The sequence below is a fragment of the Streptomyces sp. GDS52 genome (assembly GCF_052246875.1).
GTDB lineage: Bacteria > Actinomycetota > Actinomycetes > Streptomycetales > Streptomycetaceae > Streptomyces > Streptomyces cathayae.
The window spans coordinates 581,784-596,195 of sequence record NZ_CM125966.1; the positions used below are offsets into that span (position 1 = coordinate 581,784).

Sequence of the window (14,412 nt, forward strand, 5' to 3'; positions counted from 1 at the left end):
GTTCAGTGACCGCCGGCCCACGCGCTGCCGGACGGGGCGCGGTCGGAACGTGAGCGCGTGGATGTGACCACCGTAACCAACTGCCGCATTTGCCCTGTTGACCCCTTTTGCGGAGGTCCGGGATTCGACCAGGTGGGTGTCGTTGTCCGAGGTGGCCGTTATGTTGGGGGCTGATCGTCACGGTGCCGATGCCCGGTTGTCGCGGTGGTGCGTAGTGGCGTTCGTGGTGACCGTCCTGCCCGAAAGGTCCTCGTGAAGCCCACCCTGGCCGCCGCGCAGCTCCGCGGCAGTCTGACGCAGTACCTCACGACGACGTACGCCCTGGCCGACGAGGACACGCGGGTCACTCTGGAACGCTTCCTCGAGGATCCGGAGACGGGCATCTTCCGGGGGCCCTATCTGCGGATCAGGACGCCGTTCCACCCCGCCGACGACGGGTGGCGGTCGGCGCTGGAGTGGCAGCCGTCGTTCACTCCGTGGCGGCACCAGGCGAAGGCGTGGCAGCGGCTGAGCACGTACCAGGGTGCGGCCGAGCCGACGCTCGTGACGACCGGCACCGGGTCCGGCAAGACCGAGTCGTTCCTGATCCCGGTGCTCGACCACTGCCGGCGGCAGAAGGCGCTGGGCCGGCGCGGGGTGAAGGCCGTGCTGCTGTACCCGATGAACGCGCTCGCCACCGACCAGGCCGGCCGCATCGGCGGCTACCTGGCGCAGCCGGAGCTGGCGCAGGTGACGGCCGGTCTCTACATCGGTGACAAGCCGGACACGGACTTCCGGCGGGTGATGACGCGGCGCGAGGAGATGCGCGTCTCGCCGCCGGACGTGCTGATCACCAACTACAAGATGCTGGACCTACTGCTCCAGCGGGCCGAGGACCGGCCGCTGTGGGAGGGCGCGGACCCGGCGTACGTGGTGCTGGACGAGTTCCACACGTACGACGGCGCGCAGGGCACCGACGTGGCGATGCTGCTGCGGCGCCTCGCGTCCGCCGTGGGCGCCTCCAAGCCGGAGCGGCCGCTCGGTGCGATCTGCCCGGTGGCGACCTCGGCGACCCTCGGTGAGGGCGGGGGCGACACCGGCGGCATCCTCACCGTCGCCGAGCAGGTGTTCGGCGTGCCGTTCGGTGCGGACGCGGTGATCGGCGAGGAGCGGCTGAGCGCCGACGACTTCGTCGGCGACATCGACTACGAGCTGCCCGAGCCTCCCGACCCCAAGGAGGTCATCGAGGTCTCGGGCGGGCCGGGCGTGGAGTCCGACCCGGACCGGCTCGACCTGGACGGGCTCGCCGAGCGGCTGCTGGGGCGGCGCGGCCTGGACGCCTTCCAGATCGGGCGGCTGCTGAAGAAGCACGACTTCACCCACGGGGTGCTCGCGCTGCTGAACGGCGAGCCGCTCGACGAGTGGGGGCTTCGGGACCGCATGGCCCGCTTCGGGTACGCGTGGGCGCGCACCGCGCGGGAGAAGCCGCGGCTCGCGCTGGAGGCGCTGTCGCGGTTCGTGGCGCTGCTGTCGTCCGCGCGGGACCCGGAGTCCGACGCGCGCCGGCCGCGTCCGCTGCTGCACATCGAGGCGCACCTGTGGGTCCGTCCGGTGGGGCGGGTGCTGAGCGGGGTGAGCGGCCGGCCGGAGTTCCGCTGGTACGAGGACGAGCGGACCGTCGCGCGGCGCTCCGCGCTCACCGCGGCGTCCGCGTCCGAGGACGCCTCCGAGGGCGACGACTGGCCGACGGCGGACTCGCGGCGGCCCCGGGCGCTGCCGGGTTCGGACACCGTGCAGCGGCCGGCCCAGGCCCATCTGCCCGCGATCTACTGCCGTGTGTGCGGCCGTTCGGGCTGGGCGGCGCTGTCCCCGGAGGCCGATCCGCAGAAGCTGGAGACCGGTCCGCCGAAGATCTGGCAGGCCGCCGTCGGACGGGACAAGCGGCGGCTGCGGTACTTCATCGCGGCGACCCCGGCCGAGGCGCGGGACGCCCTCGCGGCGCTCACCGGCACCGCGCCCCAGCAGGCGGGCGGCGTCGATCCGCACTCCGTCGTGGTGCTGGACGGGGCGCAGAGCACCTACCGCATGCCGGTCGCCGGGGACGGGGAGGGGCTGCAGGACGCCTGGTTCGCGCGGGCCCTCCTGGACAAGAAGACCGCCGACCAGGCCGCCCGGGACGACACCTGCCCGGCCTGCAACACGGACAACGGCATCAGGTTCCTCGGCACCGCGCTCGCCGCGCTGGCCTCCGCGACGGTCACCCAGTTGTTCACCGGCGGCCAGGAGATCGCGCTGGCGCCGGAGGAGCGCAAGACGCTGCTGTTCAACGACTCCACGCAGGACGCGGCACACCGGGCCGGGTACGTCGCCAACGCCTCGTACAAGTTCTCGCTGCGCTCGCTGCTCGCGCACCGGCTGGACGACACCGGTGCGCCGCTCCCGCTCAACGACCTCATCGGCGACGTCCTGGACTCCGTGGACGACCCGCAGGCCCTGGCCGCCGTCGTCCCGCCGGACCTGCACGACGAACCGGGCGTGGACCGGCTCCTGTCGGGGCGCGGCACCGGGGACGCGCGGACCTGGAAGCTCATCGGGGAACGGCTCGCGTTCGCGACCGTCATGGAGTTCGGGCTGCGCTCCCGGCTCGGACGCACCCTGGAACTGACCCGGACCACGGCCGCGGAGGTGGTGGTCGCCGACCCGGACCGGATCGTCGCGCTCGCCCGAGACCTGCACCTCACGCTGCCGGGGCAGCTGGGGCTGGACGGCGGTCTGCCCACGCCCGAGCGGTACCTGGCGTACGTGCGGGGGCTGCTGGAGCGGCTGCGGATGCGCGGTGGCGTGCGGCACCGGTGGCTGGAGACCTGGATCAAGGAAGCCGGTGTCAACCAGTACCTCATCTCCGGGCAGCGGCCGGAGGGGATGCCCGCCTTCCCCGAGGGGTACGTGGCGCCGCCGAGGTTCCTGCTCGACGGCCCCAAGGAGAAGTCGAAGTTCGACACGATCACCGGCCGCGGCACCTGGTACCAGGACTGGACGCGGCGCTGCCTCGGCCTGGACACGGCGCAGACGACCGAGTACCTGCGCAGACTGCTGCCCGTCCTCGCGGACGAGGGCGTGCTGTCGGTGCGCACCGCCAAGGACCGCACGACCCGCGTCTACGGGCTGCAGCCGGGCCACATCCACGTGCGGCTCCTGACGGACGACCTGGTCAACAAGGCGTTCGTGTCCTGCGAGGAGTGCGGCTGGCAGCAGGTGGTGCCACCCGAGCGGCGCACCCGCTGGTACGGGCACCCCTGCCCGCGCTGGCGCTGCACCGGCCTGCTCACCCCGCCGCAGCACGGCGTGTCGTCGACCGGGGCGGGCAGCGGCGGCTTCGGCGGGAAGCTGGAGCGTGACTACCGGGACGACTACTACCGCCGCCTGTATCTGACCGGCGGCACCTACCGGGTCGTCACGGCCGAGCACACCGGCATGCTGACCCGGCCCGAACGGGAGCGCGTGGAGCGCACGTTCCGGCAGGGCAGCCACTACACCGACCCCAACGTGCTGTCCTGCACGCCCACCCTGGAACTGGGCATCGACATCGGCGACCTGTCGGCGGTGCTGCTCGGTTCGCTGCCGGGCGGCCCGGCGAACTACGTGCAGCGGGCCGGGCGGGCCGGACGCAGGACCGGCAACGCGCTGGTGGTCGCCTTCGGCGGGCGCCGGGCCCGCGACCGGTACTACCTGGACGACCCGACCGAGATGATCGCCGGTGACATCGTGCCGCCGGGCTGCTACCTGTCGGCCGTGGAGATCCTGCGCCGCCAGTACACGGCGCACCTGCTGGACCGGGCGGCGCGCGGCGAGCTGACCACGGCGGACGGCGAGCCGCTCATGCCGGTGCCACGCCTGTCGTCGGCGCTGTTCGGCACGGAGAGCTGGTGCCAGGACCTGTCGGAGGCGGCGCTCACCCACGGGGCGCGGCTGGTGGAGGAGTTCCTGGCGCTGTTCCCGCAGGCGCCCGGCGGCCCGGACGACGACCGGGGGGTGTCCGCGCACGCCGCGGGCGAGCTGCGCGCCTACGCCACCGGCGGCATCGCGCGCGCCCTGCAGGAGGCCGAGGAGGAGTGGACGGCGCGCCGCGAGGAGCTGCGCCGCCGTATCGCCGCCATCGACACCGCCGTGGACGGGCTGCTCGCCGAGGACCGTGAACAGGGCGCGGAGCGGCGCGAGTTGCTTGCGGAACGACGCGCCACGGGCGAGTTGCTGCGCCAGCTGAGCCAGACCAGCGCCCACGGCGCCCTCGTCGAACTGGGGCTGCTGCCGAACTACAGCCTCACCGACACGACGACGTCGCTGGAGGCCACGCTCTACTGGAAGGAGGCGTCCGGGGAGGACGGGGACGGCGAGGACGGCGAGGCCCCAGAGGGCGACGACGACCGCCGGAACCAGGTGTACCGCAGCGAGATGCGCGACTACGAGCGCTCCCGCAAGCTGGCCCTGACCGAACTCGCGCCCGGCAACAGCTTCTACGTCAACGGCTACCGGCACGTCGTGCGCGCCCTGGACATCGGCAGCCCGGAGCGGCGCGCCTGGGCGGTATGGCGCCTCTGCCCGGCCTGCGGGTACGCGCGCACGCACGGCGATCCGAAGAACGACACCTCGCCGTGCCCGCGGTGCGGTTCCCGGGAGATCGCCGACGCGGGCTGCGTGCACCACGTCCTGGAGCCCCGGCGGGTGCTGTCCCGGGACAAGCGGGACGACGCCCGGGTCCGGGACGACCGCGACGAGCGGGACCGGAGGCGGTACGCGGTCCTCACCACCGTCGACATCGACCCGGCGCACCTGGCGGCCGGATCGTGGCGGCACGACACCGCGGTCTTCGGCGCCGACTTCACCCGCAAGGCCGTCGTGCGCACCCTGAACCTGGGGGTCGACCGGCAGGACGGCAGCAGCACGGTTCCGCTGGCCGGGGACGACGTACGCCTGAACCCGTTCTACGTGTGTGCGAGTTGCGGCGGTGCGACGGCCGACGGCCGACCGGTCGTCGACCAGTCGCAGCACGCGCTCACGGCATCGCTCGCCCGTTCCACCCGGGCGAGCGCCCACCACCAGTTGTGGTGCCCGCGCCGACGGCTGCGCGGCAGCGGGGAGGAGCAGGGCGCCGGACTGGACGTGCCGCTGCTGCTGGCGCACGAGTTGACGACGGAGGCCGTCCGCATCCTGCTGCCGGCGTCCGTGGCGCGGGCCGGGGAGCGGCTCGCCTCGTTCACCGCCGCGTTGTTCACGGGCATAGCGGCCCGCTACGGCGGCGACCCCGACCACATCGACATCACCGCCGCGTCCATGCCGGACGGCGAGGACCGCGACTGGCCGCGCCGGTTCCTCGTGGTGTACGACCGGCTGCCCGGCGGCACCGGTTACCTGCACCGCCTGGCGACCTCCGACGGATTCCGCGAGGTCCTGCTGAAGGCCCGTGAGGTGATCGAGAGCTGCGACTGTCTGAGGAAGGGGCTCGACGGCTGCCACCGCTGCCTGCTGCGCCGGGTACCGCCGGCCGCCTACGACAAGGTCAGCCGCAACGAGGTCCGGCAGATGCTCGACGAGCTGCTCGGTGCGGACGGCGAGCGCTGGCGCACCTCGTCCGTCGCCACCACCCAGCACATCCCGATGCACCAACAGGCCGAGAGCGACCTCGAGGTCCTGTTCATCGACACGCTGCGAGAGTGGGCCAAACTCCCGGAGAGCCGTGCGAGCGGTGACGCCTACATCACTCCGGCCGGCACCCACGCGCTGGACCTGCGGCTGACCGCGGCCGACGGCACCACGCTGAGCTGGCGGGTGTCGCAGCAGCGCGTCCTCGACGGCACCCGTCCCGACGTCCTCTTCGAACGGGTCGACGCGCCCGGCCCGCGCGTGGCGGTCTACCTGGACGGATACGAGTTCCACGCCGGCCGGGAGCACAACCGTGTCGGCGACGACGCCGACAAGCGCGCCCGGCTGCGCGCGGAAGGGCTCAGGGTCTTCCAGCTCACCTACGGCGACGTGACGGGGTGGCAGCGCCACGTCCGGGACACCGGTCACACGGGCGCGGGACCGGCCGACCCGGTGTGGGAGCCGTACGACGACCGGGCCCGCGGCACGGCCCGCGGCTACTACGCCAAGGTGTGGGGCGCCCTGCCCGGTGAGCTCGCGGAGACGGTGTGGGTCAATCCGGCCGTCCAGCTCATGGAGTACCTGCGCCGGCCGGACGCGAAGCTCTGGCAGGGGCGGGCGGAGGCCGCCCTGGCGGGCTTCAGGGGCGCCGGGGCCCACCCCGTCGCGCTGCCGCCGGACGTGCTCGGCGAGCAGATCACGGCGGCGCTGCGCGGAGGGACGCCCACCGGGCCGCCCGGCCCGGTGCATCTGTTCACGGTCACCGACCGGTCGGGGCTGCCGCTGGTGTTCGCCGCGGACGGCCGGGTGAAGCCCCCCGCGTGGACCGGCATCGCCCTCCTCGACGACGCATCGGGCGTCCACGCCCAGGAGGAGGCGCACAAGCGCCGCTGGCGGGCCTGGCTGTACTGGTCCAACCTGCTGCAGTTCCTGGACACCGGCGGCGGTGACGCCGTCCAGCTCACGACCGGCCGTCTCGACGGGTTCCCGGTCGAGATCCTGGCGGTCACGGGCGGCAGCGGTGTCCTGGAGAGTGTCCGCGTCACCCTCGCCGCCACCGCCACCGCGACCGTCGGCGGAACGTCCGTGCCGGCCGGGACCGCCGTGCCGTCGCCGCAGGTCCCGGCCGTCGCGGAGGTGTCCCGGGCGGACGCCGCCGCGCCCGTGCGGGACGCGGCGTGGGACCGGGTCGTCGAATATCTCGACGCGGACGAGCCCGGTCTGCTCGCGCTCGCCGAGGCCCTCGCCGCACGAGGTGTCCCGGTCCCCGAGGACGGCCACGAGCTCGACGAGAACGGCTGGCTGGCCGAGTTGGCCTGGCCCGCCGCACGCGTCGGTGTGGTCCTCGCCCCGCGCCCGCCGGAAGGCGAGGACGAGGATCCGGAGGCCGTCGACCGCGACCGCGCGTTCGCCGCGGCCGGCTGGGAGGTGCGGCCCGCCGCCGACTGGACCGTGGACGACCTCGCGGATCGCCTCGACGGCGCACCACCGGCACCGCCGTCCGGCGACCGGAACCATCCTGACCGGCCCGACGGCACCACCACGGAGAACGGGGAGAACGAACAGACGTGACCGGCAAGAACGTGACGCTGCGCCTGCTCGACAAGGCGGACCGGGAGATCCTCAGGCTCCCCCGCCCGGTCAAGGGCGCGATCTACGACTTCCAGCACAAGTTCAAGACCAACCCCGACTCCGCGGGTCTGCGTCTCAAGCAACTGCAGGGTCACGACAAGCTGTACTCGGCACGCGTCAACGACGAGTACCGCGCGCTGCTGCTGCGCCTGGCGGACGACGACTGGCTGATCGTCTCGGTCAAGCACCGCAAGGACGTGTACGCGCACCTGGACCGGCTCACGTACTCGGTCAACCGCGTCACCGGCGGCATCGAGTACGTGGACCTGCAGGTCGTGCAGGCGGAAGTGCTCACTCCCCCGGCCCCGCGGACCACCGCACCGACCGCCGAGCCCGCCGGGCCTGCCCGGCCCGCCGAGCCGGCCGCTCCCGAGCCACTGTTCACGAAGTGGTCGCAGCAGCAGCTCACCGATCTGGGTGTGGCCCCGTCCCTGCTCCCGGTCGTCGCCGCACTGACCACCGAGGACCAGCTCCTCGGACTCGCCGAGTACGCGCCCCAGCTCACCGGCGAGGTGCTGCTGGCGCTGTACGACGGCAAGGAGTACGACGACGTCCTGGAACAGGTGACCGCCCCCGTCGCGGCGCCGGAACCCGTGGACCCCGAAGACTTCCGGGCCGCCGCCGAACGTCCCGCCACCATCGTCACCACCACCGACGACGCGCTGCGTGAGGCGCTGGAGGGCGAGGACTTCGGGCGCTGGAAGGTGTTCCTGCACCCCACGCAGGCCAAGCTCGTCTCGCGGGACCACAGCGGTCCCGCCCGCGTGGGAGGCGGGCCTGGCACCGGCAAGACGATCGTGGCGCTGCACCGGGTCAGGCACCTGGTCGAGCGGCTCCCGGCCGGCCGGAACAAGCCGGTCCTGCTGACCACGTACAACAAGAACCTCGCGGCGGACCTGCGTTCACGGCTGCTCGCCCTGGGCGGCGAAGCGCTGCTGTCGCGTGTCGAGATCAGCCACGTCGACCAGCTCGCGCTGCGGACCGTCCGGGAGGCGGAGCCCGGCAACCGCAAGCGGATCATCGACGAGGCGCAGGCGGTCCGCGAGTGGCGCTCACTCCTGGACGAGCTCGGCGAGGACGGCTGGGACGCGGAGTTCCTGAACGACGAGTGGACGCAGGTGATCCTCGGCCAGGCCGTCACCTCCCGCGCGGAGTACTTCCGGGTGCGCCGCGCCGGCCGTGGCGGCACCGTCACCCGTGCCCAGCGCGCCGAGATCTGGCAACTCGCCGAGCGGTTCACCCAGCGCCTGGACCGGCTCGGAGCCCAGACGTGGGACCAGGTCGCGGAGCGGGCCGCGCAGTTGGAGGCGGCGCGCGCCCGGCGTATCCAGGCCGTCGACCGCCGGCGGGAGGAAGCGGGCGGCCTGGACAACATCCACGTGGCCGACGGTTCGGGAGGCTGGCTGCGCTACCGGTACCGGCACATCGTGGTCGACGAGGCGCAGGACCTGCGGCCCGCGCACTGGAAGATGCTGCGTGCGATGACCGCTCCGGACCGCAACGACCTCTTTCTGGTCGGTGACACCCACCAGCGCATCTACAAGAACCAGGTGACCCTCGGCAGTCTCGGCATCAACATCCGCGGCCGGTCGTCGAAGCTGTCGCTGAGCTACCGCACCACCCGGCAGATCCTGCGCTCCGCGCTGAACGTGCTCGGCGAGGAGATGTACGACGACCTCGACGGCAGCACCGAGACGCTGGCCGGGTACCGGTCCGTGCTCAGCGGTGCCGTTCCGGACCTGCACCGGCTGGACGACTGGGAGGACGAGCGCGAGGCGATCGCCGCGCTGATCGAGTCCTGGGGTGAGGTGCCGCACGAGCAGATCGCCATCGCCGTGCCGAGCAACCTGATGGCGAGCGAAGCCGCGAACACGTTGCTTCAGCACGGTATCCAGGCGCTGGAGATAGGCCCGGACGGGCCCCGCGGCGACAGCGGCGTCCACATCGGCACGATGTTCCGGTTCAAGGGGCTCGAGTACCAGCGCATGATCATCGCCGGGGTGACCGACGGGCTGGTGCCGCATGCGAGCGTCCAGCAGCGGCGGACCACGGACCCGGCGCGCTACCGGACGGAGATGCAGCGCGCCCGGTCCCTGCTCTTCGTGGCGACCACGCGCGCCCGGGACAGCCTGGACGTCTTCTGGCACGGGGAGCCGAGCCCGTTCCTCAAGGAACTGATCGAGGTCCGGCCGCCGGTCGGGGCATGACCGGCCCTTGGGGCACGAGGAACGGCCGCCGAGGGTCCTCCGGCGGCATCCTGTGGGTCGCGCGTACCGGATCCGGAGCCGGCAGGTGCGGGGCGAGGGCGGCGTACGCCTCCACCGCCCCGCCGGGGCGGTCCTCGGGACGCTTGGCGAGCAGTGCGTGCAGCAGGTCCTGGAGCGCGGCCGGGGCGTCGACGCCGCATCCGGCCAGCCGGGGCGGGGGCGCGGTGAGGTGCTGAGTCGCCAGCTCGGCGGGGCCCCCGCTGTGGAAGGGAGGGCGGCCGGTGAGCATGTGGTGCAGCAGGCAGCCCACCGCGTACAGGTCGCTGCGACCGTCCAGCGGCTGTTCGCCGGCCAGGAGTTCGGGCGAGGCGTAGGCGATGTTGCCGAGTGTCTCGCCCGTCATGGTGAGCTGTGGATCGGTGTCCGAGAGCACCTTCACGAGGCCGAAGTCGAGGATCTTCACCAGACCGCTGGTGCGGACCATGACGTTCTGCGGCTTGAGGTCGCGGTGCACCAGGCCGGCCGCGTGCGCGGCGGACAGCCCCGAGCACAGTTGCGCGGCCACGGAGACCGCGGCAGACATGGGCAGGCGGCCGTCGTCGGCGCCGTCGACGACGTTGTCGAGGGTCGTCCCGTCGACGAGCTGCATCACCAGGCAGCAGACGTCCTCGGTGACGGCCGCGTCGTACACGGTGGTGATGTTGGCGTGGTCCAGGCGGGCGGCGGCCTTGGCCTCCCTCTCGAAGCGCGCCAGGGCGGTACGACGCCAGTCGGGCAGGGCGAGCAGATCCGCGGCGACGGTCTTGACCGCGACAGGGCGGTCCAGATACACGTCCGTCCCCTGCCAGACGTGCCCCATCGCCCCTCTGCCCAGAATCCGGTCCAACCGGTACCTGCCGCGCAGAACCTTGCCCGCAGCGAACTGCTCCACGTCCACTTCCTTCGGTGAGCCCCAGCGGCATGTCGGTGCACGAACCGCCCGGCCGAAGGCCCGCCGTCGACCGCCCGTGCAGAAGAAGTCAACCAGCCTCGCACACACCTGACCCGGGACAGCCTGTAGGTCTCCTGGTCGAACGAGCCCGGTCCGTTCCTGACGGAGACGGGTGGGCGAGGGCGAAGGCCGGAGGTCCGAGATCAGGACGGCCCTGCCCGACCGTCTGGACCGGGCGACCGGCCGGGTCGTGCGCCGCTAAGGCTTGCGTGCCACGCCGCCGAAGTCGTCGACCTCGACGGCCGGATCGCCGGACCGGCCGGGACGCCACCGGGAGACGGAGACGACACCGGGATCCAGCAACTCCAAACCGACGAAGAACCGGGCGAGTTGCTCCGGGCTGCGGTTGATGCGGGGGTTGTCGCTCGCCGCGTTCCACTGCTCGATCATCTCGCGCATCTGCCGCGGGTCGAGGACCTCGGTGTCGTCGCAGAGCACGAGGTGGCTGCCGGAGGGCAGAGCGTCCATCAGCCGGCCGACGAGGCCGTAGACGGTGTCGTCGGTGATGTGGGCGGTGACACCCAGCAGTATCAGTGCGACCGGCTGTGTGAAGTCCAGTGTCCTGGCGGCCTGTTCCAGGATGTTCTCCGGGTCGCGCAGGTCGGCGTCGATGTAGTCCGCCGCACCTTCGCGCGTGCTGGTGAGCAGCGCCGCGGCATGGGCCAGGACAACCGGGTCTGCCGAGTAGCCCACCCGCTTGCCGAACTCCGGTTACTCCAGGCCCGCTCGGATGCGCAGCAGCTTCAACTGCCGTCCGAACGCGGTCACCGCCCCCGCCCCCGGCTCGTCCCCGGGCCTCCGGCTCCCCCACCCCTGGCCGCCCTGGACCGGCACCACCGCCTGCCCCTCACCAGCCTCTTCGCCCCGTACCGTCGTCATGCCTTACGCCTCCCCGTTCCGTACACCGCCGCCCGCCGCCGCGTACGAAAGGGGTCGCGTCGGCGCGTCACCACTGGTCACGCCAGGCCACGGCACACCACCGTGAGTACATGACCGCAGTACGACCACCCCTGACGGTGAACGGCTCACGCTGCGGCTGAACCGGAGCCGTGCCGCAGGCCGGCAGTCGGCGCCCGGAAGAACCCACGCCGTTCCCGCCCTCCAGGAGGCATCGATGTTCGCCCACTCCGACCGGCTCCCCACCGGGACGCCGCTGCCCGACGGCACCACCACCCCCGCGCCGTGGGGGCTGCGCCGCATGGCGCCCTACCCCGCCCTCGCCCCCCCCGTACGCCCGCGTCGAGCTGGACCCGGCCACCCAGACCGGCCGCTACCTCGACGCCGCCGGACAGGTCATGGAGATGCCCGGCCACGAGACCAGCACCGGCACCCGGCCCGCCACCAACACCGGCAACCCCTCCGACGGGTCGAGGCCCGGCGGCAGCGGTGGCGGCGACCAGGACTCCGGGAACGACACCGACCAGTGACCGACACCAGCCCGGTTCTGGTCGTCACCAACCTGGACGACCCCACGACCGACCTGGTGATCGACGAACTGCACCGCCGGAGCGTCCCGGTGGTGCGGTTCGACTCCGGGGACTTCCCCACCACCCTGTCGTTCCCGGCCACCCTCACGGCGCACGGGATCAAGGGCACGCTGACCACGCCCACGCCCACGCGCACGGCGGACCTGTCCCGCGTCCGCTCCCTGTGCTACCGCAGGCCCTCCGGGTTCACCTTCCCCCACCTCGACCCCCAGACCGAGCGCTTCGCCCTCACCCAGGCCCGCTACGGCCTCGGCGGGGTGATGGCGTCGCTGCCCGGCTGCCGGTACGTCAACCACCCGCACCGCATCGGCGACGCCGAGTTCAAGCCTGCCGGGCTCGCCGCCGCGGCCGCGTGCGGATTCCGTCTGCCACCCACGACGATCACCTCCTGCCCGCTCGCCGCACGCGCCTTCGCCGAGACCCACGGCCCGGTGATCTACAAGCCGCTGTCCACGCCGCTGTACCGGATCGACGGCGTCTCCTGCACGGTCGAGGTGCGCGAGGTCACCGCCGACGAGATCGACGACACGGTGACCGGCACCGCCCACCTCTTCCAGCAGCGGATCGACAAGACCGGCGACGTGCGCGTGACCGTCATCGGCGACCGGGTCTTCTGCGTCCGTGCCGGCCGGCAGGAATCTGGAGGTCGAGGCGGACCAGGTGCCGGGCTTCCTGCGCGAGATCGCCCTGCTGCGCGCCCCTCTCGATCCGATCGCCTTCGGCACCGGGCACCCGCGGACGGCCGAGGAGCACGGGGAGCAGAGCCGGCTCCGGCGCGGGTCATCGGGGAAGCCGCTCTGCGAGCCCTGGGGATCGGCGGCGGTGTTCTCGTCCGGTGACGTACGGGAAGCGGTGGCGTACGGAAACCGCCGCCCCGCTCGGGCGGTGACCGAGCGGGGCGGCGGACGGGACGAGGGGAGGGCGGCGGGGACCTGGGCCCCTCTCCTCGGGACTGTGCCGGGGGTCACCCCATCTCCTCCAGCGCCTTGCCCTTCGTCTCCTTGACGAACTTCAGGACGAACGGGATGGAGAGCGCCGCGAAGAACGTGTAGATCAGGTAGGTGCCGGAGAGGTTCCAGTCGGCCAGCGACGGGAAGCTCACGGTGATCATCCAGTTGGCGACCCACTGGGCGGAGGCGGCCACGCCCAGGGCGGCGGCGCGGATCTTGTTCGGGAACATCTCGCCGAGCAGCACCCAGACGACCACACCCCAGGACAGGGCGAAGAAGAGGACGAAGAGGTGGGCGGCGACCAGGGCGACCAGGCCCTGGGTGGCCGGCAGCTTGCCGTCGACCAAAGGGTGCGAGAACGCCCAGGCCTCCAGGGCCAGGCCGACGACCATGCCGGAGGAGCCGATGAGCGCGAGCGGCCTGCGGCCGATGCGGTCCACGAAGATCATCGCGATCACGGTGCCGATGATGTTGATGATCGATGTCGTGAACGAGTAGAGGAACGAGTCCGTCGGGTTGATGCCGACCGACTGCCACAGCGTCGCGGAGTAGTAGAACGCGACGTTGATGCCGACGAACTGCTGGAACGCGGACAGGCCGATGCCGATCCAGACGATCCGCTTGAAGAGGAAGCTGTTGCCGAGCAGGTCCTTGAAGGTGGACTTGTGCTCGCGCTTCATGGCGTGCTCGATCTCGGCCACGCGGGCGTCGAGGTCGACGCCCTTGCCCTCGACCTCGGCGAGGATCTCGCGGGCGCGCTCGCGGCGGCCGACGGAGAGCAGGAAGCGCGGGGACTCGGGAATGACGAAGGAGAGCATCCCGTACAGCACGGCCGGGACGACCATCACGCCCAGCATGACCTGCCAGGCCTCCAGGCCCAGCAGCTCACCGCGCTGGTCGCCGCCGGCGGCGTGGAGCAGACCCCAGTTGATCAGCTGGGAGGTGGCGATACCGACGACGATCGCGGCCTGCTGGAAGGAGCCGAGGCGGCCGCGGTAGGCGGGCGGGGAGACCTCGGCGATGTAGGCCGGGCCGATGACGGAGGCCATGCCGATGGCGAAGCCGCCGACGATGCGCCAGAAGGCGAGGTCCCACAGGGCGAAGGGCAGGGCCGAGCCGATGGCGCTGGCGGCGAACAGGGTCGCGGCGATCTGCATGCACCGGATGCGGCCGATGCGGTCGGCTATGCGGCCCGCGGTCGCGGCGCCGACGGCGCAGCCGATCAGGGCGATGGCGATGACCTGGGCCAGCTCGGCGGATCCGATGCCGTAGCGGCTCCGGATGGCCTCGACGGCGCCGTTGATCACGGAGCTGTCGTAACCGAAGAGGAAACCGCCCATGGCGGCCGACGCCGCGATGAAGATGACGTGCCCGAGATGTTCGGGATGAGCCGTACCGGCTCCTGGCCCGGGGGCCTGCTCTGTGCTGGTCACGTGTGCTCCTCGGGCGCCCCGGCGACGCTACCGGGGTGGGGTCGGCCCTTCCAGGTGAAACCTGAAGGCAAAAGCAACGCCGCAGAGAGAATG

Annotated in this window: 6 protein-coding genes and 2 pseudogenes; 4 read left to right on the top strand and 4 right to left on the bottom strand. The window is 72.3% G+C overall.

All coding sequences use genetic code 11. From position 1 onward, the window contains the following. Positions 1–252: 252 nt before the first annotated feature. Together ACTWJ9_RS02795 and ACTWJ9_RS02800 are read left to right on the top strand one after the other, a co-directional pair. Positions 253–7,191 (top strand): DEAD/DEAH box helicase, encoded by a 6,939-nt coding sequence (locus ACTWJ9_RS02795; RefSeq protein ID WP_443295119.1) that lies wholly within the window; start codon positions 253–255, stop codon positions 7,189–7,191. After that, positions 7,188–9,458: a UvrD-helicase domain-containing protein gene (locus ACTWJ9_RS02800; RefSeq protein ID WP_443295120.1), complete on the top strand. Its 2,271-nt coding sequence runs from the start codon at positions 7,188–7,190 to the stop codon at positions 9,456–9,458. Before ACTWJ9_RS02795 ends, ACTWJ9_RS02800 begins: the two co-directional genes overlap by 4 nt. On the opposite strand, the gene ACTWJ9_RS02805 is transcribed toward ACTWJ9_RS02800, so the two are convergent. From ACTWJ9_RS02805 to ACTWJ9_RS02815, 3 genes and pseudogenes are all read right to left on the bottom strand, one after another. Beyond that, complete coding sequence (locus ACTWJ9_RS02805; protein ID WP_387040235.1) at positions 9,418–10,389, bottom strand: serine/threonine-protein kinase; 972 nt, start codon at positions 10,387–10,389, stop codon at positions 9,418–9,420. The genes ACTWJ9_RS02800 and ACTWJ9_RS02805 overlap by 41 nt on opposite strands. Before the next feature lie 258 nt (positions 10,390–10,647). After that, a pseudogene (locus tag ACTWJ9_RS02810) lies at positions 10,648–11,127 on the bottom strand (SAM-dependent methyltransferase); the annotation flags it as partial. 33 nt (positions 11,128–11,160) lie between these two features. Next, entirely contained in the window at positions 11,161–11,328 is a 168-nt protein-coding gene (locus ACTWJ9_RS02815; RefSeq protein WP_387040231.1) for a hypothetical protein, read from the bottom strand. A 235-nt stretch (positions 11,329–11,563) separates the two neighbouring features. Here ACTWJ9_RS02815 and tgmA point away from each other — a divergent pair. After that, a pseudogene (tgmA, locus tag ACTWJ9_RS02820) lies at positions 11,564–11,876 on the top strand (putative ATP-grasp-modified RiPP). Then, positions 11,873–12,775, top strand: coding sequence for an MvdC/MvdD family ATP grasp protein (locus ACTWJ9_RS02825; protein WP_443295121.1), 903 nt, complete (start codon positions 11,873–11,875; stop codon positions 12,773–12,775). Before tgmA ends, ACTWJ9_RS02825 begins: the two are co-directional and overlap by 4 nt. Before the next feature lie 125 nt (positions 12,776–12,900). On the opposite strand, the gene ACTWJ9_RS02830 is transcribed toward ACTWJ9_RS02825, so the two are convergent. Beyond that, positions 12,901–14,319 (bottom strand): sugar porter family MFS transporter, encoded by a 1,419-nt coding sequence (locus ACTWJ9_RS02830; RefSeq protein ID WP_443295122.1) that lies wholly within the window; start codon positions 14,317–14,319, stop codon positions 12,901–12,903. Positions 14,320–14,412 lie beyond the last annotated feature (93 nt).